The organism is Caballeronia sp. LZ033, assembly GCF_031451265.1.
Lineage (GTDB): Bacteria > Pseudomonadota > Gammaproteobacteria > Burkholderiales > Burkholderiaceae > Caballeronia.
In genome coordinates, this window is the sequence record NZ_JARUXQ010000058.1 from 1 (window position 1) to 430 (window position 430).

General features: G+C 64.2%; 1 protein-coding gene. It reads right to left on the minus strand.

Features of this window, described 5'->3' with window-relative positions; all coding sequences use genetic code 11:
- A partial coding sequence (locus QCE62_RS35370) for a hemagglutinin repeat-containing protein (protein ID WP_409017967.1) occupies positions 1-420 on the minus strand: 420 nt, incomplete at its 3' end.
- Positions 421-430 lie beyond the last annotated feature (10 nt).

Here is a 430-nt window from a genome sequence, read left to right on the forward strand (position 1 = left end):
CGAGGTTTCCGTCCGCGAACGCTGCGCCGTATCCTTGGCCGCGTCGATGGTGACGTTCGCGCCCAGGCCGACGAGGTCTTTCGCCGCAAGCAGATCACTGCCGGTCACATGCAGGGTAGTGCCGGCCTGAATCGAGAGATCGCCCGCCAGCGAGCCGACCGTGCTCGCGTTGTTCGTCACGCTCGAAGCCTGATCGGTCGTCGCGTGATTGTTGCTGCCATAGGTCACGGTCAGGCCGCTGGTGCCGAACCCGGAGCGCTTTTCCTGATAGCTGCTCGACGACGTCATGGTGTCCTGCGACGTGCCGATCTTGACGTCATGCGCCGCGCTTAGCGCGACGTCATGGGTGCCGACGATCGTACTGCCTTGGACGTTGATGTCGCGGCCGCTGGCGATCGTCACCGCATCCGCGGAAACCATGCTGCCTTGT